This is a genomic window from Streptococcus merionis DSM 19192 (assembly GCF_000380085.1).
GTDB lineage: Bacteria > Bacillota > Bacilli > Lactobacillales > Streptococcaceae > Streptococcus > Streptococcus merionis.
Window position 1 is genome coordinate 20,672 of sequence record NZ_KB904539.1, and the last position, 20,669, is coordinate 41,340.

Consider the following 20,669-nt stretch of genomic DNA (forward strand, 5'->3'; position numbering starts at 1 on the left):
AGACTCTATGAAAAAAATACTGTTAACAGGTGGAGGGACGGTCGGTCATGTGACCTTGAACCTTCTTCTTATTCCTAGACTTATTGACGATGGTTGGGAAGTCCATTATATCGGGGATAAGCGCGGGATTGAATATCAACAAATTCAGCAATCGGGCTACCCAGTAACCTTTCATGGGATTTCGACGGGCAAGCTCCGTCGCTATTTCAGCTGGGAAAATGTTAAAGATGTTTTTAAAGTGGGCTGGGGCGTGCTTCAGTCTCTTTTCATCATGCTCAGGGTAAGGCCTCAGGTTCTCTTTTCCAAAGGTGGCTTTGTGTCAGTGCCGCCAGTGATTGCGGCAAGAGTCGCAGGCGTTCCTGTTTTCATTCATGAGTCAGACCTCTCTATGGGCTTGGCTAATAAAATTGCCTATAAGTTTGCAACTAAGATGTATACGACCTTTGAGCAGGCAGAAAGTTTGGCGAGAGTTAAGCATATTGGCGCGGTAACTAAGGTGTCTGAAAAGACAGATAAAACTCCTGATGAGTTACGCCCGATTCTAGCAAACTTTGATGACCAGCTTCCGACTCTTCTTTTTGTTGGTGGATCTGGTGGTGCTAAGGTCTTTAATGACTTGATTTCTGAACACAAATTGGTCTTGACACAGAGTTACAACATCATTAACTTGACTGGTGATGAGAGCCTTGAGGAGCTGAGTCAAAACCTTTATCGTGTCGGTTATGTGACGTCACTTTACCAGCCGTTAATGGAACTTGCTGATGTTGTCGTTACACGCGGCGGCTCCAACACGATTTTCGAGCTGTTGGCCATGCAAAAACTGCATCTGATTGTTCCACTTGGAAAAAAAGCCAGTCGTGGGGATCAACTAGAAAATGCAGCTTATTTTGAAAAAAAAGGCTATGCTTTGACTTTGCCCGAAGAAGAATTAACAGTGGCTAGTCTAAATGCTATGGTCACCCAGCTTCTCTCTCAGAGGGAAGTCTATGAGACCACCATGCGCCAATCTCAGGAAATTCAAACCTTGGATAGCTTTTATCAGCTTTTGATGGCGGATATTGAAACCATAAAGAAATAAAGAGAAAAACTATGTCTGAAAAAGAGACTCCCAAAGAATTACTAGAAGAAGCCGAGCAGGAGACGAGTAAGGCGATTGATTTGGTCGAATGGCTTCGCAAAAACAATGCTTACTTAGAAAGACGTGCTAAAGAGAAGGCTATTCGTCAGGAAACGATTCAACTGATTTCAGATGACAATCAGGATATCTCGGATGCTGAGCAAAGAGACTCCGAAAGTACGGAGCTAGCTGGCCTTGAAGAAGAGGAGATTGTTCATCTTGCTAATGACAATTTGGAGAATGCAGAAACTTCTGAGCCAGAAGGAGCTAATATTCCAGAATCAGAGGCAGATAAAGAGACTTTGGAACAAGCTCTTGAAGTGAATGAAGATTTGACTTCCGAAGAGGAATTGCCTGAGGAAGACATGGAGAACGCTTCTGACGTTGAAGAAAGCAGTGAGTCGGAGGAAGAAGAGGAAAAAGAATCCAATGAAGAGGATTCACAAGCCCCCGAAGAAGGTGCTGAAGAATCAACAGAAGAAACGCAAACAGTCCTGCCAGAGTCTGAGTCCTACTTATCTGAATTAACTGACAACTCTTCAAAGCGTCCCAGAGCCAGATTATCTGTCAGTCATAAACATCTAATACGTTTGATAACCTTGTTTTTTGTTACTTTAACAACCATTTTAGTCACAGGCTATCTGGTGTCTCCTTGGTCCAAACTCAAAAATGTGACTGTTGAAGGACAAGGTCAAGTCAGTGCAGAAGATGTTTTAGCCAATACTGGAATTAGGAAAGCTGATTATACCCTCACGACCTTTTTAAATCAAAATCAAATTGCCAAAACACTTGAAAAGCAATTGGTCTGGGTCAAGGATGCTCAGGTTTCCTACCAATTTCCAATTGACTTTAAAATCACTGTAGAAGAGCATCAGGTAGTTGGTTACGTCAAGGATGGCACTGTTTACTACCCTGTCTTATCCAGCGGGGTTACTTTAGACACCGCAGTAGCTGTCGAGAATTTACCAGATCCGTATTTATTATTTGATATGACAGATTTAAGTCAAGTCAAGGCGTTTGTTGCTAACCTAAGCCAACTAGGCGCCGCTTCACCGCTGTCAAGGATTGTAACGGTCAAGGCCGCACCCACTACTGCTAGTGCCGATCTACTGGCCCTAGAAACAGTCGAAGGACACACAGTATACGTCCCCTTGTCAGAAGTGGCTGAAAAAATGGCCTATTATGAAAAAGTGGTGAGAAATCTTTCTGTGCCAAGCTATATAGACATGGAAGCAGGTATTTTTACCTATGCAAAATAATTCAAAAAGAAAGAAAAAACACTAGGTTTTAAAGTATTTTATGGTATAATAAAGTTTGGATAATTCTAAATAAGATTATTTTAAAAATTGAGAGTAAACAGTAGGGATAGAGAGGACTGATGTAATGGTTAGAGACGGCTTCTTTACAGGTTTAGATATTGGGTCAAGCTCAATCAAGGTGCTTGTAGCAGAATTTGTAAACGGTGAATTAAATATTATTGGGGTCAGCAACGCAAAGAGTGCGGGTGTAAAAGACGGCATTATCATCAATATCGAGGTAGCTGCCGCAGCCATCCGCAAGGCGATTAAAGAGGCTGAAGAAAAAGCGGGCGTTGCCATTGATAAGGTGAGTGTAGGTCTTCCTGCAAACCTTCTTCAGATCGAGCCTGCTCAAGGCATGATTCCTGTAACCAGTAATTCACAGGAAATTACAGATCAAGATGTGGACAATGTGATTAAATCTTCCTTGACGAAGAACATGACACCAGAGCGCGAGATTGTAGCTTTTGTGCCGGAAGAATTTATCGTGGATTCATTTGCGGGTATCAAAGACCCTCGTGGTATGATGGGCATCCGTTTGGAAGTTCATGGACTGCTTTACACAGGGCCTAAGACCATTTTGCATAATTTGCGCAAGACTGTTTCTCAAGCTGGGGTGGCTGTTGAAAATATCATTATCAGTCCATTAGCTATCGGACAATACGTTCTTAATGAAGGTGAACGTGAGTTTGGTGCCACTGTCATTGATCTTGGCGGTGGGCAAACAACCGTGGCTTGTGTGAGTAACCAGAAACTGGCATACACCAATGTCTACCAAGAAGGTGGCGACTATGTGACTAAGGATATTTCAAAAGTCCTGACGACATCGCAATCTATCGCTGAAAACCTCAAGTATACTTTCGGTGTTGCCTACCCAGCTCTTGCAAGCACAAAGGAAACGATGCAGGTTGAGGTGATTGGAGAAAGCACACCAAGGGAAATTACAGAAGTTCATCTTTCAGAGATTATTGCTGCTAGACTTCAACATATCTTGGATCGTGTGAAGCAAGACTTGGATCGTACGCGTAATCTTGACTTACCAGGTGGCCTTGTCCTCATCGGTGGTGGGGCAACTCTTCCAGGTGTGGTTGAATTAGCCCAAGAAGTTTTCAATCGCCCAGTGAAGCTTTATGTGCCAAACCAAATCGGTATCCGAAACCCAGCCTTTGCACATGTGATTAGCATTGTTGAGTATGCTGGGAATATGGATGATATTGAGCAGATTGCGCAGGCAGCAGTCAACGGTGAAGAGTATCTCCGCTCTAAACCGATTGATTTGCCAAACTTCCGTCCGATTCCTCAAGCCTCTAACCAAGCAGCAGTGGATGAACAAGCTTATACGCCAGTTGATGAGGTACCAACTTACTCAAATGGAGAAGATGGAAATAACAATCGCCAAAAATTGGGGGATAAGGTTCGTGGAATCTTCGGTAGTATGTTTGAATAAAAAGTAAAAAGAAAAGGTGAACAGTTATGACATTTTCATTTGAAGCGGCATATGCCCAAGGCGCTGTCATCAAGGTTATTGGTGTCGGTGGTGGTGGCGGAAACGCGATTAACCGTATGATCACAGAGGGTGTTGCTGGTGTTGAATTTATCGCAGCAAACACGGATGTTCAGGCACTAAGCAATTCTAAAGCTGAAACAGTGATCCAGCTCGGCCCTAAATTGACACGTGGTCTTGGTGCTGGAGGTCAGCCGGAAGTTGGTCGTAAAGCAGCAGAAGAAAGCGAAGAAACGATCCGGGAAGCTCTTGAAGGTGCTGACATGGTCTTTATCACTGCAGGTATGGGCGGCGGATCAGGGACAGGAGCAGCTCCTGTTATTGCTCGTATCGCAAAGGAAATTGGTGCTCTGACTGTTGCAGTCGTTACGCGTCCATTCGGCTTTGAGGGTGGCAAACGTGGGAATTTCGCAATTGAAGGGATCAATGAACTTCGCAATAATGTTGACACGCTTTTGATCATTTCAAACAATAACTTGCTTGAAATCGTTGATAAGAAGACTCCTCTTCTTGAGGCGCTTAGCGAAGCAGATAACGTTCTTCGTCAAGGGGTTCAGGGGATTTCTGACTTGATTACAAATCCAGGTCTTATCAATCTTGACTTTGCAGACGTTAAGACTGTTATGGAAAATAAGGGAAATGCGCTTATGGGTATCGGTATCGGTACAGGTGATGAGCGTGTTCAAGAGGCTGCTCGCAAGGCGATCTACTCACCACTTCTTGAGACAACTATTGATGGCGCAGAAGATGTCATTGTAAACGTCACTGGTGGTCTGGACATGAGTTTGATTGAGGCTGAAGAGGCTTCAGAGATTGTTCACCAAGCGGCTGGTAAAGGCGTTAACATCTGGCTTGGAACGTCGATTGATGAAAGCATGCAGGATGAAATTCGTGTTACTGTTGTAGCAACGGGTGTCCGTCAGGAACGTGCAAATGCAGTTTCTGGCCTGGGTCAGTCCAATGCTTCTAGTTCGACTGGCTCAGTAGCAGCATCTCAGCCATCAGCTTACGAGCGTAATTTTGACACAGTGGGACGTTTTGAACAGCCTAGCCCGTCACAACCATCTCGTCCAGAAACGCCAAGAGGATCTTCTTTTGGTGATTGGGATTTGCGCCGTAACAACATTGTGCGTCCTGTCAATGAGACCAACGGTGTGGCTGTTGAAAAATACACGCCTGCTGACGATCTTGATAATGACGAAGAATTGGATACACCACCGTTTTTCCGTAACCGCTAATGATGACTCTCAAAGAAAACGTTCAAAGGGTATCTTCTCAGGTTGCACAGGCTTGTCAAGCAGCAAGCCGTTCAGAAACCTCGGTAAAAATTATAGCTGTCACCAAGTATGTTGACAGCTCTATTACTAAAAAGCTAATTGATGCTGGAATGACGGATTTAGGAGAAAATCGTGTCGATAAGTTTCTAGAAAAGAAGGCGGAGCTGATAAATGAAAAGGTTACTTGGCATTTTATCGGAAGTCTTCAGCGACGTAAAGTCAAGGATGTCATCAATGAAATTGATTACTTTCATGCCCTAGACTCCATCAGTTTAGCGACTGAAATCGAAAAGCGAGCTCTTAAGCCAGTGAAATGTTTTTTACAGGTTAATATTTCTAGAGAAGGCAGCAAGCACGGTTTTCTTGTGGAAGAGTTGGCGGAAGTTTTACCTCAGTTAGCTAAGTTAGAGAAGATTACGATCGTTGGCCTTATGACAATGGCTCCTTTTGAAGCAGAAAAAGAGACAATCCAGACGATATTTGAGGAAACAGAGACCTTGCGCAAAACCATTCAAAGTCAAGCCTGGCCTAATATGCCCATGACAGAGTTGAGTATGGGAATGAGCCAAGACTACCCTTTAGCGATAGCGGCAGGGGCAACATATGTTCGAATCGGTACAGCATTTTTCAAATAAGGATACAGCTATGGCATTATTAGATAAGATTAGCAGATTGATGGGGTATTTTGATACAGAAGAAGTCGAAGAGGAATCTTACGAGGTTGTTCCAGACTATGAGGTTCGTGAAGAAACCACTCCTGTAATCGAAGTAACCCAAACAGTAGAAGCAAGACAAGAGAGAACTAAATCTATGGCAAATCAGACGGTAGCACCGATTAATCATCGTGAAACAGCGCGTCATACACAACCGCAGCGCGCTAATGTGAATGTAGAGACCACGACTATTGACATTAAGTTTCCTAAAAAATATGAAGAAGCTCGAGAAATCGTAAACCTTCTCTTGCAGGGGGTTAGCGTTCTAATTGATTTTCAGCATATGACGGATTCACAGGCGAGACGTTGCATTGACTACCTTGATGGTGCGCGTTTTGTCTTGGATGGAAACTTGAAAAAGATTTCTTCGACGATGTGGCTGCTGACGCCTGCAAATGTTGTTGTCAACATTGAGGATATGGGTTTGCGTGGTGAAACCAGTGATTCTCAGTATGATTTTGATATGAAACGACGTTAATATATGATTCAACTATTTCAATTTATTGCAACTGTCTTTACTAGAGTGATTGAAGTTTACTCCTTTATTCTGTTGGCGTATGCTCTTTTATCTTGGTTTCCGGGAGCTTACCGTACAAGATTAGGAGACATTTTGGGAAGGTTGGCAGAGCCTTATATTAGCATTTTCAGACGGTTCAATCTGACTTTTGGGATGATGGACTTTTCGGTTGCGGTAGCTATTCTTTCGTTACAGCTCATTCAGATGTTAGGTTTGCGTTTGCTAGGCTTTCTGATGGTCCTGTTTATCAGATGATGGCTTCAAAAGAGAATCAGTTTCTTTTTCAACATTTTCATGCCGATGAAAAAGTTTTTGTCGAAAAGATGTTGGACAGGATTGATCGTGTTCAACAACAGTATAGTATCGAATTGACGCCTTTCTTAAATCCTAGAGAGGCTGAGATTACAACATCTTTAGCAAGAAGAGCTGCTCTTCAAGTATATAGTAGCTCAGAAATACTACAGACAGAACTTTGTCGGTTGATTATTGCGCCAGATTATTATATGCTAGAGGAAGAGGATTTTGAGATTGACTTGCTGAAAATCCAATATGCTAGAAAGTTCAATCATTTGACGCATTCTCAAATCCTGGGAAATCTGGTGAATCAATTAGGGATTCAAAGGTATCTCTTGGGAGATATTATCATTGCTGAGGATTGTACGCAGCTTCTTCTGGATGCAAAGATTAGTCAAATGCTCACTCAGCAAGTGACTAAGATTTCAAAAGTTCCTGTCAGTTGGCGAAAACTTAGCTTTTCAGAGTTAGTTAAACCAGCAGAGAAGTCAGAGGTCAAACAAATCTTGACCACTAGCCTGCGTCTTGACAGTGTCATTGCAGCTACTTATGGCTTGTCACGGCAAGAAGCAGCGAAGCTGATTGAGCAAAATAAAGTAAAATTAAATCATCAACCTATTTCACAAGCATTTCAAGCTGTAAAGCTAGCTGACTTAATCAGTTGTCGAGGCTATGGTCGTTTCAAAATTGAAGACGATAATGGATTGACGCGCCACAACAAGCATAAGCTGATGATTACAAAAATTGGAGGAAAATAATGGCTCTTACACCTTTAGATATTCGAGATAAAACATTTGGTGGAAAGTTCCGAGGCTATAATATCCAAGAAGTGGATGAGTTTTTGGATATTGTAACCCGTGATTACGAAGACTTAGTCCGCAAGAATCTTGAACAAGAAACAACGATTAAAATGTTAACAGAGCGCTTGGCTTATTTTGATGAGATGAAAGAATCTCTCAGTCAATCGGTCATCTTGGCCCAAGACACGGCTGAAAAACTTAAGGCAACATCTGCAAGCGAAAGCCAAAACATCATCAAGCAGGCAGAGCACGATGCAGCCTTCTTGTTGGATACGGCCAAGGCAAAGGCTAATGATATCCTGCGTGAAGCAACTGACAACGCTAAGCGAGTAGCTGTTGAGACAGAAGAGTTGAAGAATAAATCGCGTGTTTTCCAACAGCGTTTGAAATCAACCATTGAGAGTCAATTAGCTATTGTCAATTCTGCCGAATGGGACGAGATTCTTCGTCCAACAGCAACTTATCTTCAAACTAGTGATGAGGCATTCAAAGAAGTAGTGTCAACAGCTCTGGCTGAAGAAGTCCATCCTGTCGAAGAAGAAGCGATAGATATGACAAGACAGTTGTCACCAGAAGAGTTGGCTGAGATTGCGCGTCGTGCTGAGGAAGCTAACCAAGAGTTGCAAGCTTATCAAGAAACACAAATTTTGAATCGTCAAGAGATTACGGATGCTGTACAACAAGCAGAAGCTGAGTCTGTTGATTTATATTAAAACGAATCTAAGCAAAGACACAATCTTTTTAAATAGGTTTAGCGAGCAGGTGATGGTGGAAGACCTGTACTCCCTTTGAAACTGATTATCCCTTTGCAGATTCTGGCTGAAATTCACGAGGTTGGAAATTAAGTCAGGAGGAATGGCATACCTTACATGCTCAAGAGGGACAGGGGAAACTCTGTCTAAATTAAGGTGGTACCACGAACTTTCGTCCTTAGCGAGGTTTGTGGTACCTTTTAAATTATAAATTAACGGATCGTTGGCTGAAACGCCTTCTGATTTGAAAATGGAGAGAGAAAATGAAACTAAAAGAAACGTTAAATTTAGGGAAAACTGCTTTTCCGATGCGTGCTGGCTTGCCAAACAAGGAGCCAGAATGGCAAAAAGGTTGGGACGAAGCAGAAATTTATAAGAAGCGTCAAGAGTTGAACGCGGGTAAACCAGCCTTTCATCTTCACGATGGGCCTCCCTATGCTAATGGCAATATCCACGTTGGTCATGCGTTGAATAAGATCTCAAAAGATATTATTGTGCGCTCAAAATCCATGATGGGCTATCAAGCTCCATTTGTTCCTGGTTGGGACACGCACGGTCTTCCAATCGAGCAGGTCTTGTCTAAACAAGGTGTGAAACGCAAAGAGATGGATCTTGCAGAATACCTTGAGATGTGCCGTGATTATGCCCTTTCTCAAGTTGATAAACAGCGTGAAGACTTCAAACGTCTTGGGATTTCTGCTGACTGGGAAAATCCTTATATCACTCTGACACCAGACTATGAAGCGGCTCAAATCCGTGTTTTTGGAGCTATGGCAGACAAGGGCTTTATTTACCGAGGCGCTAAGCCGGTTTACTGGTCTTGGTCATCTGAGTCAGCGCTTGCTGAGGCAGAGATTGAGTACCACGATATTGATTCAACGTCACTTTACTATGCCAATAAGGTAAAAGACGGGAAAGGGATTCTTGATACAGCTACCTATATCGTCGTTTGGACGACAACGCCATTTACCATCACAGCGTCACGTGGCTTAACCGTGGGTCCTGATTTGGACTATGTAGTTGTTAAACCAGATGGTTCAGACCGTAAGTATGTGCTGGCTGAAGCTTTAGTTGATAGCTTGGCTGATAAATTTGGTTGGGACAGCTTTGAGATTGTTAGTCAGTACAAAGGCGCCGAGTTAGAATACATCGTCACTGAACACCCCTGGGATGATACTGTTGAGGAATTGGTTATTCTTGGGGACCATGTTACTACAGATTCAGGTACTGGTGTCGTCCATACCGCACCATCTTTTGGTGAGGACGATTACAATGTCGGCATGAAATACGACCTTGAAGTTTACGTGACTGTCAATGAGCGCGGTTTAATGAATGAACTAGCTGGTCCAGATTTTGAAGGTCAATTTTATGATAAAGTCCTGCCAACTGTTACTGAAAAATTAGGTGATTTGCTACTGGCTTCTGAAGTCATTAACCACTCCTACCCATTTGACTGGCGGACGAAAAAACCAATCATCTGGCGTGCAGTTCCGCAATGGTTTGCCTCTGTTTCTAAATTCCGTCAGGAAATTTTAGATGAAATTGAAGCGACTAACTTTTACCCAGCTTGGGGTAAAACGCGTCTTTATAACATGATTCGCGACCGTGGTGATTGGGTGATTTCTCGTCAGCGTGCTTGGGGTGTTCCGCTTCCGATCTTCTATGCTGAGGATGGCACTGCTATCATGACCAAGGAAGTGACCGATCATGTGGCTGAACTTTTTGAAGAGCACGGCTCAATCATCTGGTGGAAATCAGAAGCTAAAGATCTCTTGCCAGCTGGCTTTACGCATCCAGGATCGCCCAACGGCATCTTTGAAAAAGAAACGGACATCATGGACGTTTGGTTTGACTCAGGTTCGTCTTGGAACGGTGTTATGAATGCGCGTGAAAATCTTTCCTATCCTGCTGACCTTTACCTAGAAGGCTCTGATCAATACCGGGGTTGGTTTAACTCATCCTTGATCACGTCTGTGGCTGTCAACGGCCATGCTCCATATAAGTCAGTCCTTTCCCAAGGTTTCGTTCTTGATGGCAAGGGTGAGAAAATGTCCAAGTCTAAGGGCAATATCATCTCACCAAACGACGTTGCCAAGCAGTATGGAGCTGAAATCCTTCGTCTCTGGGTTGCCTCAGTTGACACAGACAATGATGTTCGTGTTTCCATGGATATTCTTGGTCAAGTTTCTGAAACCTATCGTAAAATCCGAAACACCATGCGTTTCCTTTTGGCAAATACCAGTGATTTTAATCCAAATAATGATGCAGTAGCTTATGAAGAGCTTAGTCCTGTTGATCAGTACATGACCATCCGCTTCAATCAGTTAATTGAAACCATTACCAAGGCTTATGAAGACTATGACTTTATGGCCATTTATAAATCAGTTGTCAACTTTGTAACGCTTGATTTATCAGCTTTCTATCTGGACTTTGCCAAAGATGTTGTTTACATCGAAGCACCAAACAGCCCAGCTCGGCGCCAAATGCAAACAGTCTTCTACGATATTCTCGTTAAATTGACAAAACTTTTAACACCAATCTTACCTCACACTGCTGAGGAAATCTGGTCTTATCTAGAACATGAAGCAGAAGATTTTGTTCAATTGGCAGAGATGCCAGTTGCAGAGACTTTTGAAAAGCAAGAGACTATTTTAGCTCAGTGGGCAGACTTTATGGACTTGCGTGGACAAGCTCAAAAAGCCTTGGAAGAGGCTCGTAATGTTAAAGTTATCGGGAAATCTCTTGAGGCTCACTTGACTATCTATGCGACACCAGAAGTCAAAGCCTTGCTGTCATCGCTAGAGAGTGATGTTGCCCTGCTTTTGATTGTATCGCAGTTGAGCATTGCTGATTTTGCAGAGGCTCCTAAAGATGCTCTCGCATTTGATGGCGTAGCCTTTACGGTTGAACGCGCTCAAGGGGAAGTCTGCGAACGTTCGCGCCGTATTGACCCGACAACTAAGATGCGTCCTTACAATGCCTTTGTGAGCGATTCAAACGCTAAAATCTTGGAAGAAAACTTCCCAGAAGCAGTTGCTCAAGGGTTTGAGAGCTAATTGCTTTGTTCACTAATGACTTTTTCAACCAGTTGAAATCGGAGTTTCCAATTTCAGCTGGTTTTTTAAATGGAAGTCTTTCTTATTTTGATCGAACTAAAATACATAAGGTTCACGCTTTTAACGAGTATGCTGTGCTATTTTTTCAAGATATGTCGTTGAAGATTTGACAGACTGTTTTAAAGTGTAAGCACTATGGTCAATTGAATCAAGAGCGGTACAACTGTGGTTCAGAAAAGCATGCTAGGCGATGCTCTGATTTGGAGATAACTTTGACCTAATCTTGTTTCAATCAATCATATACTAATGTAGCTCAATTGAGTGTATAATAAAAAGCCAAACTTTGTTACGTAACAGGTTTGGCTTTTTGAGCTTTATTTCACAATGGGAATAGACATCTCAATGAGGGTTGGACAGACCAGAGTTTGGATTTTTTCTTGATCAATGAGACTGGTGTCAATCTTGCGCTTTAGGAAAAAGGTACGGATTTTCTCAACTTCGTCCTGACGAATAGCACGATGTTTGTTGGTAATCAGCAGTTCATAGTGATTTGGTGCTTGAGTAAATATGACGTCGGTATTTCCAGCTGAATAGGTTTCGACCAAAATAGCATCTGTATTTGATAGCTGATTGGCGACCAGTTCAGCGTGGCTATTGGTGGTATTAATGATTTTCATGAGCGTCTCCTTTGCGATATGAGATCATGAGTTGGTAGTGTCACTTTTGATTTGAAAACTGGTAATGCTGAAGCCACTGCTCAATCCCCCACTGGTGGCTGCCTCGTTTAAGCTTTTGTCGGGCTTCTTCAAAGGGAAACCAAGCCAAATGGTTAAAATCTTCCAAAGGGGCGTGTGCTTGAGCAAATTCCTCGACTGCATAGATATAAGCGGGATGATAGTAATGCGTATCACGGTGACGAAAGTAGAAATATTCATCGGCCTGCCCCAGATAATCACCGATTTTAGCTGTGAAACCAAGCTCTTCGATAAGCTCGCGTTCCAGAGCTTGGAGATGGTTTTCGTCAGCCTCAATTTCACCACCAGGTAAAAACCAGGCACCGTTAGGGGCTTGAACCAATATCATCTCTGTGCGATCTTTACTGGGAATAATGGCATAAACACCATAACGATTTTTGTAAGTTGCACCATCAACTTTGTGGCCAAAAGTAGGGTTAGACATAAGTAGGCTCCTTGACTCGACTAAGGATAAACAAGAACTAGTTACTAGTAAATTCCTTTGACTTAGGAAGTCGTTTTTTGATAATCAAAGCATTTTTTGAAAGAATGCGAACTGTGTTTCAAAAAAAACGAACGCTGAGTGGTGTGAAACTAGCCTTGGATGATAGTGTTGGGCTGTGTATAACTTCTCACTTGGATTTATCCGGATTCGAGTTCTTGCTTGTCACTTTCTTTTTCTATTATACTAAAAAATAATGATTTTGGAGTGATTTTTGTCAAAAAGGCTGTGAAATCAACTCTAACCAGCTAAGCAAGCGCTCTTTGCTGCTTTTGGTCAGGCAAGGAGAAGGTGAGCTCAAATTTAGCAAGCCTGCGTTCAATTATTTAGGAGATACAAGTGTAAGCTTGAGGCGTTTTTTGTCTCAAGCTTGCGTTGTTAGAAGTATCCTATACAGTTGAGTAGAGCTGTAAAGACCGAGATAGTCAGCACATTCGAGTTCGCTTGGCAGGTTCATTGGTGATAAAATATGCAAGGCTAAGGCTAAGTAAGTTGGCCTAGTCAGCAAAACTTATTCCCACCCCTTTTGTCTAGTCCTTTAGACCACATAATTTTGTAATGGCCAAAGCTTTGGGAGTAAGGGCTAAACCATCATGATTGTCTGTTTTAGCTTCCAAACCATTGACTGAGAAAAATAGTTTAGGTCGTAAGCAAGTCTATTGGTCGGTCTCCTCATCAGTTGTGTTGGTTTTTTCAGTTTTTTTAGCAGGCTTTATCGCAATGTTGCCTGATGAGGTCATAACTGCTCGGAGGTCTTTTTCGGTTGGATTTTCTAGATAGAAGTCCGTGATGGCGTCTTCAATATGATCTTGGATAGTTCGGCGGAGAGGACGAGCTCCCATTTTCGGATCATAGCCCAGATCAACCAGCTTTTCCTTGACCTTATCGGTCACGTGTAAGCTGATGCCGTTGTTAGCAAGACGATCGTTAACGTTGTTAAGCATGAGATCAACGATTTGGAGAAGATTGTCTTTGCTGAGAGCTTGAAATTCGATGATACCGTCAAATCGGTTCATGAATTCTGGGCTGAAGAAGTCGCCCAGCTGACCAAGAACAGAGTTCGTCCGATTTTCTCTGGCTGCACCAAAGCCAACAGAGGCTTCGACCTTACCAGTACCGGCATTTGACGTCATGATGATAATGGTGTCTTTGAAGCTGACTGTGCGGCCTTGGCCATCGGTTAAGCGGCCATCATCTAGAACCTGAAGGAACATGTGCATGACATCAGGGTGCGCTTTTTCAATTTCATCAAGAAGAATGAGTGAGTAAGGATTGCGGCGGACTTTCTCGGTCAGTTGTCCAGCTTCGTCATAGCCAACATAACCTGGAGGAGCACCGACCAATTTGGCTGTGCTGTGTTTTTCCATATATTCAGACATGTCAAAACGAATCATGCTATCCGCTGAGCCGAAGAGTTCAATGGCTAACTGTTTCGATAACTCTGTTTTACCGACACCTGTTGGGCCGACAAAAAGGAAGGAGCCGATTGGACGGTTTGGAGCACCAAGTCCGACACGGTTGCGCCGAATGGCTTTGGCAATCTTATCAACTGCTTCATCTTGACCAATGACATGGGCTTTAAGGTCGCTCGCAAGGTTGACAAGTTGACTCTGCTCTTTTTCTTTGAGATCTCCGACAGGGATATTGGTTTTGCGCTCAACTATTGCTTCAATTTCTTTTTCGGTAATGACAGGAATGTCTTTCTCATCAAGGGTGGCCTTCTGCATTTCTTTGTATTTGGCAATCTGATCGCGGAAATAAGCAGCTTTTTCGTAATCTTCATCACGAGTAGCTTGAGCTTTGAGGTTTTCAGCCTCAACCAAACGTTGATCAATTTCTTTAGGATCCACAAAATTGAGGGTCAAATTCATCTTGGAGCCTGACTCATCCAGAAGGTCAATAGCCTTGTCTGGCAAGAAGCGGTCTTGAATATAACGGTTAGACAGATTAGCGGCAGCTTCGATGGCTTCATCGGTGTAGCGCACATGGTGGTAATCTTCGTAGCGTTTTTGGATGCCTTTTAAGATCGTAATGGTCTCTTCTACACTTGGTTCATCGACACGGACTGGCTGCATGCGACGCTCCAGAGCCGCATCCTTTTCGATAATGCGGTATTCGTTGAGAGTGGTCGCGCCGACCAGTTGGAGCTCTCCACGAGCTAGAGCTGGTTTTAGGATGTTGCCTGCATCCATATTGCCATCGCCAGCGCTACCTGCTCCGACAATCTCGTGAATTTCATCGATGAAGAGAATGACATCTTGACGCTCACGGATTTCTTCCATCAACTTTTGCATGCGCTCTTCAAATTGACCACGGATACCGGTGCCTTGGACGAGACTGACGACATCAAGACGGATGACCTGCTTGTTTTGCAACTTATGTGGTACATCAGCATCAACGATCTTTTGAGCTAAGCCTTCAACGACAGCTGTCTTACCAACACCAGGCTCTCCGATTAGAACAGGGTTGTTCTTGGTACGACGATTGAGGATTTCAATGACGCGAACAATCTCCTCATCACGACCGATGACAGGGTCAATGCCGCCACGGCGAGCGATTTCGGTCACATTAATACCAAATTCGTCCAAAAGTCCCTTTTTAGGCGGTTGTTGATTGCCACCACGGTTACTGTTGTTTCGGCCAGCTTGAGTTGGTGGAATTTGATTTCCAGGAGCTTGACTTGGATGTTGGAAATTGCTCAAATTATCAAAGAAGTCATCAAACGGGCTTCTTTGTTGGTTTTGAATTTGAGATAATCCTCTTAAAATAGGATTTTCTGGGTCAGTTTTCATGATTTGGTAGCAGTTTTGACAGAGGTCAACCTGTTGTTGGCGACCATTGTAATTGCTATACAGGTGAATGGTTGCGTCGTTCATTTTACAATTATGACAAAGCATGGCAATACCTCTTTTTCTAGAATGATTTGAACAATCTGATTAAAGGTCAATAAAGGTCAAATCTTAATTTTATTATATCACTTATTAAAGAGAAATCAAGTGAAAAGATTAATCATATGAATGCTATTGCCTCTATCGTCCATTTTTTCGAGGAATTTATAAGTGCGTTAAATGAATCATTGTGGCTTTAGAACATTGCTTTCAGAAAATCAGATGACAAACAGTCAACTTTTGCTCCAAATTAAATAACTACTGGAATGGTTGTTGATTGCTTGAGAAGTCAGTGTAACGAGGGATTTGGCGTTATTTGAGGGCTCAAATTTTGAGAAATAAGCATTTTTCTTAGGCTAAGCGGTTTATTTTATGGTAGAATAGGGATATAGAATTAGAAACGCAGCTGAAATTGGCGTTGTTTTTGACACAGTTCAGGCTAATCAAGGCAGTTTCAGTTAAAAGGAGAAGAACATGGAATCACATTTGGTGAGAATTATCAATCGTCTAGAGTTGATGGCTAAAGATGGGGGAACTCTTAAACGTAACTTTGAGCGTGAAGGTGTCGTAGTTGCTGAAGTTTCATACAGTTATGATGAGGAAAATGGTTCGCTCTTTACTCTTCGTGACATTGAAGCGCATGAAACCTATACGTTTGACTCTATTGATTTGATCGCGATGGAAATTTATGAGTTGCTTTATTAATATAGTTTTAAAATAAAAGATACCAAGATACTCGGTTGTAGCCAAGTGCTTTGGTATCTTTTTTTGCAAGGTTTAAATAGTAGCTGACGCTAGGCTGCTGGATAGCACTAGGATTTCCCCTGTTACACCGAAATAATCTTGGCAGAGGTCTTTTAGAGTGTTCATGGCTGTCTGAGCTCGTGCAGCTTGGTTTTCATTGACAGTTTCCATGATAACGATAGCATTTTGAGTGTCTTCTGTGAGCATGGTTCGTTGGGCTTCACGCCAATTGAGACAGCGACAGACAGCACCAGCATCATCTAACCAAGCAACTTCACCAGCAAGGGTTGGAGCATCTTCTTCCGCACCGAGTGGCTTAAAAGAGTCGCCGCCAGCTGTTTCAGCAAGTCTGAGAGTGCCCTCAACCTTATCCATGTCCTCTGCTCCAACAGGTGTCGCATAGGTTAGCGAAACATAATTATAGAGATCGACCAATGGATTGATAGGGTTAAAATCACGGTCTTGAGCTGCACGCTTGAGCATGGCTTCAATAGATGAACGAGCGCCTTTTTTAGTTTTGAATTGGCTGTAAGCTTCACGCCATTCAGCTACAACAGGATTTTGACTAAAGTTATCATCTTTTAAAAATTGAAGCGAAGATTCTTTGCCTTTTTGGAGTAAATCTTTAAAATAGGCCTCTTTCTCAGGAATAACACGGTTATCAATCCCTTTCAATGTCATGACGACGATACGGCCTTCTGGGAATCGAGACCAAAAAGTCTCGTCAATTTGAATAGCTGATAACATAGGAATTACCTCACCTTCTTTTTTTCTTTAGTATACTCTTTTTAAAATAAAAGTGCAAGAAGTGGTGGATGAAACGTTTAAATACTCTTTGGTTAGCAGTAAACAACGAAATACTTTGGATTAATATACAAAAACGCACATTGTCAATTATAGTTTTAAATGGGAACTCTGCCTATTTTACTTTGGCTAGATTTCTGATCCTCTTTTGATAAGGGACTTCTAATTGCTTTATTATTCAGATGTCATTTGGGATGTCGTTTGAGGGCTGGTTGGTCAGGTGAAGGGAGCTATTCGTTTGGTATATATCTGTGGCCATTATCAAGGAGAACTCTTATATCAAAGAGAGAACGAAGGATTTTATATCCAAAGTCTTATAAGGTTCGTAAAAACAGTGATAAGTAGCTCGTTTTTTTGAAAATAGAGGCTGTTTTTGTTATAATCAAAAAAATGAAAAGAATTGAGAAGCAATCTATGGTTTTGATTGATGGAAAAGCTCTAGCAGTGAAAATACAGGGAAAATTGGCTGAAAAAGTAGCCCGTTTAAAAGAAGAAAAGGGTGTGGTGCCTGGGCTAGTCGTGATTTTAGTCGGTGAGGATCCAGCTAGTCAAGTCTATGTCAGAAATAAGGAGCGCTCTGCTTTAGCGGCCGGCTTTAGGAGTGAGGTAGTGCGCGTGCCAGCTACGATTAGTCAGGAGGAGTTGCTGGCCCTAGTTGAGCGCTATATTCAGGATGCGTCATGGCACGGGATTTTAGTGCAACTGCCCTTGCCACAGCATATTGATGAAGAAGCTATTTTGCACGCTATTGATCCCAAAAAAGATGTTGATGGGTTTCATCCGACCAATATGGGTAAGCTCTGGAGTGGGCATGCGGTCATGATTCCATCTACGCCAGCAGGTATTATGGAGATGTTTAAGGAATATGAGATTGCCTTAGCTGGAAAACGTGCGGTTGTTATTGGACGCTCCAATATCGTTGGCAAACCGATGGCTCAAATGTTACTAGATGCGAATGCGACGGTGACGATTGCCCATTCGCAAACACAGAATTTGGCAGAATTAGCTAAGACTGCTGATATCTTGGTTGTGGCCATTGGACGCGGGCATTTCGTGACAAAGGATTTTGTTAAGCCAGGTGCGGTTGTCATTGATGTGGGTATGAACCGTGATGCAAATGGCAAGTTAATCGGAGATGTGGCTTTTGATGAGGTCAAGGATGTGGCGAGCTATATCACACCAGTGCCAGGAGGGGTTGGTCCGATGACCATTACCATGCTTTTGGAGCAGACCTACCAAGCCTGTCTTTTAGCAGGTGAGGCTGGTAGTCAGTAGCCCTTGTTAATCAACTAACCGTCTAAAGGAGTCTAAACGATGCTATATAGAGAAATTCAAGATTCAGATATTGAAAGATTAGAAGAACTTTATCAAAAGGAAAAATGGACGAGTTTTAAGAGCCACATGATTCAGTCTTTGAAAGATAAGTCACACTGGGTGATTGCTGAGGAAGATGGGAATATTTGCGGTTTTGCAAGGTATATAACAGATGGCGTATTGACTGTTTATCTGTGTGAATTGATCGTGGCGACTGATTTTCGACAACAAGGGATTGGCCGCTCGCTTATTCAGGAAATCTTCAGCAGACATGTTGGTCTTAGAATAGACTTGGCGTCATTTAATGATGATTTTTATGACAGGCTAAGTTTTAGAAAAATAGGGAGCGCCTATCGAAATTATGGTGAAAGAAATACAGACAGTTGATGTGAATCTCATTCGCAAGGTCATTCTTCCTAGGTCTCTTCATAGCCACAAGGGGAATTATGGCCGTGTACTTCTCATTGGGGGTTGCTATCCCTATGGTGGTGCGATTCTCATGGCTGCAAGGTCCTGTGTCTACAGCGGAGCAGGACTTGTGACGGTCGCGACAGAACGGGATAATATAACAGCTCTGCATGCTCAGTTGCCAGAGGCTATGGCTTTTGATATAGAGGAGTGCCCTCTTCTTGAAGCGCAGTTGGCTGGTGCTGAAGTTATTGTGATCGGCCCAGGACTGGGTGAATCTGACTTGGCTAGGGAAGTTTTTACATCAGTTCTCAGCGCTGTTAGGTCATCTCAGGTCCTTATCATTGATGGCTCTGCACTAACGCTTTTAGCTGAGAAATTGGACTTGGTTAACAGCTTTGCCGGGCAGATGATCCTCACGCCACACCAGAAAGAATGGGAACGACTGAGTGGCCTAGCAGTAGAAGACCAGTTAGTAGAAGCGAATTTACAGGCTTTGAAGCAGTTTCCACAAGGGAGTATTCTCATTGCCAAGCGCTATCAGACCCAAATCTTGCAATTAGGACAAACGCCTAGGCAAATCACGATCGGTGGTCCCTATCAGGCGACAGGTGGCATGGGAGACACTTTAGCAGGGATGATTGCGGGTTTTGTGGGGCAATTTAAGAATGATAGATTAGATGCGGTGTCCGCAGCGGTTTATGCCCATTCGGCTATTGCTCGAGAGCTTAGTCAGACCAACTATGTGACGCTACCTAGTCAGATTGCGGAGCAAATTCCTGTCTTTATGCGCAGCATTTTGCCTTAAAGTGAGAAAAAACTTGATTAATTCAGCTGGTCATGGTATACTGTTACCTAGTTTGGAGAATTACTCAAGTGGCTTAAGAGGCCACCTTGGAAAGGTGGTAGGTCGTGTAAGCGGTGCGTGGGTTCGAATCCCATGTTCTCCTTAAGATTAAAAGGATCAGGCTAAAAGCCTGATTACGTGATTTCCCCTGATAAACTAGCTGGCTACTATTGTTAGGTCTAAGAGCTGTACTCCCAGCTCAGTACCTTGGATTTAAGGCTGGCTTTTTTGCTACTCATCGGTCGTATTTCAGCCCCAATCTCTTTAAAAGGCATAAAGTATCTTACTTGTGAATGCAGGTTTTAAACTAGTAAAATTTAAGGTTGAGACACTTTTTGTCCCAACTTTTTTGTGTTTTTAGGCAGGCTAAATGTAGTAAGAGAACCACTGTTAGATTTTTTGAAAGCATTCTGAAGTAGCAAAAATCAGTTATAAGTCAAAGAAAAATAACTTTTTTGATAATTTGTGCTGATGAAAATGTCTTTTGCCTCCTTATATTAAAGGGCCTTGTTCAATTCTTTATCTTAATTTTTAAGGAAAAGGTTAGGTATTTGGAGAGGCTTTTTGGTATAATAATGATTAGTGAAACAAAATTCTGTAACATGGGCTAAAAAGCTAGATCGAGTTTAGAATGGCTAGGACGGTAGCCTTCTGGATTTTTTTCGAATTCATCTGTGAAAATCCTAGCTGCCCTGGCTGGGGTGCGTTTATGGGACTTGGGTAAGGTATAAGTCTCGTTTCGTTTATAGTTTGAACAGATTGACGCAGTAGTTGTCTGGTTTGTAGAGCGAGTCCGGAACAAAAGGCACTCCCATCTTCTGTATTTTTTGTTTAGTGGCAAGACGCAGTGGTTGAGTGGGCTCTAATACATTGATAAATCAAATTTTAGAGCCCTACTCAACGGTTCGCTGTCTCACTCCCTGACTTACCGCCATTTTTCAACGCTTTTCTTGACGGGCTTTGTATCTTACAACTGAATTCGGCCTAAAATCCTCGATAAAATTCGAAAACCTCCTCAAGTCCAAAGACTTGTCGTCTGTCTTCTCATTTTTCATCAGATTTTTTCACGGCCTTATATCTTAATCAACTGAACACGGGCT

At 42.7% G+C, this 20,669-nt stretch carries 18 protein-coding genes and 1 tRNA gene; 15 read left to right on the forward strand and 4 right to left on the reverse strand.

The features are described from left to right. Window positions 1-7: 7 nt before the first annotated feature. The 10 genes from A3I5_RS0101970 to ileS all read left to right on the forward strand — a co-directional run bounded on the left by A3I5_RS0101970 (window position 8) and on the right by ileS (window position 11,328). On the forward strand, window positions 8-1,078 hold the full coding sequence (locus A3I5_RS0101970) for a UDP-N-acetylglucosamine--N-acetylmuramyl-(pentapeptide) pyrophosphoryl-undecaprenol N-acetylglucosamine transferase (RefSeq protein ID WP_018372942.1): 1,071 nt from the start codon (window positions 8-10) through the stop codon (window positions 1,076-1,078). 11 nt (window positions 1,079-1,089) lie between these two features. Further along, window positions 1,090-2,376 (forward strand): cell division protein FtsQ/DivIB, encoded by a 1,287-nt coding sequence (locus A3I5_RS12040; RefSeq protein ID WP_018372943.1) that lies wholly within the window; start codon window positions 1,090-1,092, stop codon window positions 2,374-2,376. A 124-nt stretch (window positions 2,377-2,500) separates the two neighbouring features. After that, on the forward strand, window positions 2,501-3,862 hold the full coding sequence (gene ftsA, locus A3I5_RS0101980) for a cell division protein FtsA (RefSeq protein ID WP_018372944.1): 1,362 nt from the start codon (window positions 2,501-2,503) through the stop codon (window positions 3,860-3,862). A 26-nt stretch (window positions 3,863-3,888) separates the two neighbouring features. Beyond that, on the forward strand, window positions 3,889-5,157 hold the full coding sequence (gene ftsZ, locus A3I5_RS0101985; RefSeq protein WP_018372945.1) for a cell division protein FtsZ: 1,269 nt from the start codon (window positions 3,889-3,891) through the stop codon (window positions 5,155-5,157). A 2-nt stretch (window positions 5,158-5,159) separates the two neighbouring features. After that, the gene (locus A3I5_RS0101990; protein ID WP_026216874.1) at window positions 5,160-5,831 is read left to right on the forward strand and encodes a YggS family pyridoxal phosphate-dependent enzyme; all 672 of its coding nucleotides are present in this window, start codon (window positions 5,160-5,162) and stop codon (window positions 5,829-5,831) included. A gap of 10 nt (window positions 5,832-5,841) precedes the next feature. Continuing rightward, window positions 5,842-6,387, forward strand: coding sequence for a cell division protein SepF (locus tag A3I5_RS0101995; protein ID WP_018372947.1), 546 nt, complete (start codon window positions 5,842-5,844; stop codon window positions 6,385-6,387). Window positions 6,388-6,390: 3 nt separating this feature from the next. Further along, window positions 6,391-6,681, forward strand: coding sequence for a YggT family protein (locus A3I5_RS0102000; RefSeq protein ID WP_018372948.1), 291 nt, complete (start codon window positions 6,391-6,393; stop codon window positions 6,679-6,681). Next, entirely contained in the window at window positions 6,678-7,478 is an 801-nt protein-coding gene (locus tag A3I5_RS0102005; protein ID WP_018372949.1) for a YlmH family RNA-binding protein, read from the forward strand. The genes A3I5_RS0102000 and A3I5_RS0102005 overlap by 4 nt, the downstream gene beginning before the upstream one ends. Further along, window positions 7,478-8,233 (forward strand): DivIVA domain-containing protein, encoded by a 756-nt coding sequence (locus A3I5_RS0102010; RefSeq protein ID WP_018372950.1) that lies wholly within the window; start codon window positions 7,478-7,480, stop codon window positions 8,231-8,233. Before A3I5_RS0102005 ends, A3I5_RS0102010 begins: the two co-directional genes overlap by 1 nt. Before the next feature lie 302 nt (window positions 8,234-8,535). Then, complete coding sequence (gene ileS, locus A3I5_RS0102015; RefSeq protein ID WP_018372951.1) at window positions 8,536-11,328, forward strand: isoleucine--tRNA ligase; 2,793 nt, start codon at window positions 8,536-8,538, stop codon at window positions 11,326-11,328. 374 nt (window positions 11,329-11,702) lie between these two features. Here the strand turns inward: ileS and A3I5_RS0102020 are convergent, their stop codons facing one another. The 3 genes from A3I5_RS0102020 to A3I5_RS0102030 form a co-directional block, all read right to left on the reverse strand. Further along, window positions 11,703-12,005, reverse strand: a complete 303-nt coding sequence (locus A3I5_RS0102020; protein ID WP_018372952.1) for a DUF1827 family protein — start codon at window positions 12,003-12,005, stop codon at window positions 11,703-11,705. 40 nt (window positions 12,006-12,045) lie between these two features. Beyond that, complete coding sequence (locus A3I5_RS0102025; RefSeq protein ID WP_018372953.1) at window positions 12,046-12,507, reverse strand: NUDIX hydrolase; 462 nt, start codon at window positions 12,505-12,507, stop codon at window positions 12,046-12,048. Between the two features lie 713 nt (window positions 12,508-13,220). Further along, window positions 13,221-15,461 (reverse strand): ATP-dependent Clp protease ATP-binding subunit, encoded by a 2,241-nt coding sequence (locus tag A3I5_RS0102030; RefSeq protein WP_026216877.1) that lies wholly within the window; start codon window positions 15,459-15,461, stop codon window positions 13,221-13,223. Between the two features lie 465 nt (window positions 15,462-15,926). Here A3I5_RS0102030 and A3I5_RS0102035 point away from each other — a divergent pair, with 465 nt between their 5' ends. Next, window positions 15,927-16,157, forward strand: a complete 231-nt coding sequence (locus tag A3I5_RS0102035; protein ID WP_018372955.1) for a DUF1797 family protein — start codon at window positions 15,927-15,929, stop codon at window positions 16,155-16,157. A gap of 72 nt (window positions 16,158-16,229) precedes the next feature. Here the strand turns inward: A3I5_RS0102035 and A3I5_RS0102040 are convergent, their stop codons facing one another. Next, window positions 16,230-16,943 (reverse strand): B3/B4 domain-containing protein, encoded by a 714-nt coding sequence (locus A3I5_RS0102040; protein WP_018372956.1) that lies wholly within the window; start codon window positions 16,941-16,943, stop codon window positions 16,230-16,232. Window positions 16,944-17,414: 471 nt separating this feature from the next. Here A3I5_RS0102040 and A3I5_RS0102045 point away from each other — a divergent pair, with 471 nt between their 5' ends. From A3I5_RS0102045 to A3I5_RS0102060, 4 genes are all read left to right on the forward strand, one after another. Further along, window positions 17,415-18,275 carry a bifunctional methylenetetrahydrofolate dehydrogenase/methenyltetrahydrofolate cyclohydrolase gene (locus A3I5_RS0102045; RefSeq protein ID WP_026216878.1) on the forward strand — a complete coding sequence of 287 codons (861 nt, stop codon included), beginning with the start codon at window positions 17,415-17,417 and terminating at the stop codon, window positions 18,273-18,275. A gap of 39 nt (window positions 18,276-18,314) precedes the next feature. Further along, window positions 18,315-18,701: a GNAT family N-acetyltransferase gene (locus A3I5_RS0102050; RefSeq protein ID WP_018372958.1), complete on the forward strand. Its 387-nt coding sequence runs from the start codon at window positions 18,315-18,317 to the stop codon at window positions 18,699-18,701. Then, window positions 18,676-19,530 carry an NAD(P)H-hydrate dehydratase gene (locus tag A3I5_RS0102055; RefSeq protein WP_018372959.1) on the forward strand — a complete coding sequence of 285 codons (855 nt, stop codon included), beginning with the start codon at window positions 18,676-18,678 and terminating at the stop codon, window positions 19,528-19,530. The genes A3I5_RS0102050 and A3I5_RS0102055 overlap by 26 nt, the downstream gene beginning before the upstream one ends. A gap of 54 nt (window positions 19,531-19,584) precedes the next feature. Next, window positions 19,585-19,672 (forward strand) — tRNA-Ser (locus A3I5_RS0102060). Window positions 19,673-20,669 lie beyond the last annotated feature (997 nt).

Coding starts and splice junctions, on each gene's coding strand:
- A3I5_RS0102010 (WP_018372950.1), top strand. CDS start 7,478: ATGGCTCTTACACCTTTAGATATTCGAGATAAAACATTTGGTGGAAAG.
- A3I5_RS12040 (WP_018372943.1), top strand. CDS start 1,090: ATGTCTGAAAAAGAGACTCCCAAAGAATTACTAGAAGAAGCCGAGCAG.
- A3I5_RS0102040 (WP_018372956.1), bottom strand. CDS start 16,943: ATGTTATCAGCTATTCAAATTGACGAGACTTTTTGGTCTCGATTCCCA.
- A3I5_RS0102030 (WP_026216877.1), bottom strand. CDS start 15,461: ATGCTTTGTCATAATTGTAAAATGAACGACGCAACCATTCACCTGTAT.
- ftsA (WP_018372944.1), top strand. CDS start 2,501: ATGGTTAGAGACGGCTTCTTTACAGGTTTAGATATTGGGTCAAGCTCA.
- A3I5_RS0101990 (WP_026216874.1), top strand. CDS start 5,160: ATGACTCTCAAAGAAAACGTTCAAAGGGTATCTTCTCAGGTTGCACAG.
- A3I5_RS0102035 (WP_018372955.1), top strand. CDS start 15,927: ATGGAATCACATTTGGTGAGAATTATCAATCGTCTAGAGTTGATGGCT.
- ileS (WP_018372951.1), top strand. CDS start 8,536: ATGAAACTAAAAGAAACGTTAAATTTAGGGAAAACTGCTTTTCCGATG.
- A3I5_RS0102045 (WP_026216878.1), top strand. CDS start 17,415: ATGGTTTTGATTGATGGAAAAGCTCTAGCAGTGAAAATACAGGGAAAA.
- A3I5_RS0102020 (WP_018372952.1), bottom strand. CDS start 12,005: ATGAAAATCATTAATACCACCAATAGCCACGCTGAACTGGTCGCCAAT.
- ftsZ (WP_018372945.1), top strand. CDS start 3,889: ATGACATTTTCATTTGAAGCGGCATATGCCCAAGGCGCTGTCATCAAG.
- A3I5_RS0102005 (WP_018372949.1), top strand. CDS start 6,678: ATGATGGCTTCAAAAGAGAATCAGTTTCTTTTTCAACATTTTCATGCC.
- A3I5_RS0101995 (WP_018372947.1), top strand. CDS start 5,842: ATGGCATTATTAGATAAGATTAGCAGATTGATGGGGTATTTTGATACA.
- A3I5_RS0102025 (WP_018372953.1), bottom strand. CDS start 12,507: ATGTCTAACCCTACTTTTGGCCACAAAGTTGATGGTGCAACTTACAAA.
- A3I5_RS0102055 (WP_018372959.1), top strand. CDS start 18,676: ATGGTGAAAGAAATACAGACAGTTGATGTGAATCTCATTCGCAAGGTC.
- A3I5_RS0102050 (WP_018372958.1), top strand. CDS start 18,315: ATGCTATATAGAGAAATTCAAGATTCAGATATTGAAAGATTAGAAGAA.
- A3I5_RS0101970 (WP_018372942.1), top strand. CDS start 8: ATGAAAAAAATACTGTTAACAGGTGGAGGGACGGTCGGTCATGTGACC.
- A3I5_RS0102000 (WP_018372948.1), top strand. CDS start 6,391: ATGATTCAACTATTTCAATTTATTGCAACTGTCTTTACTAGAGTGATT.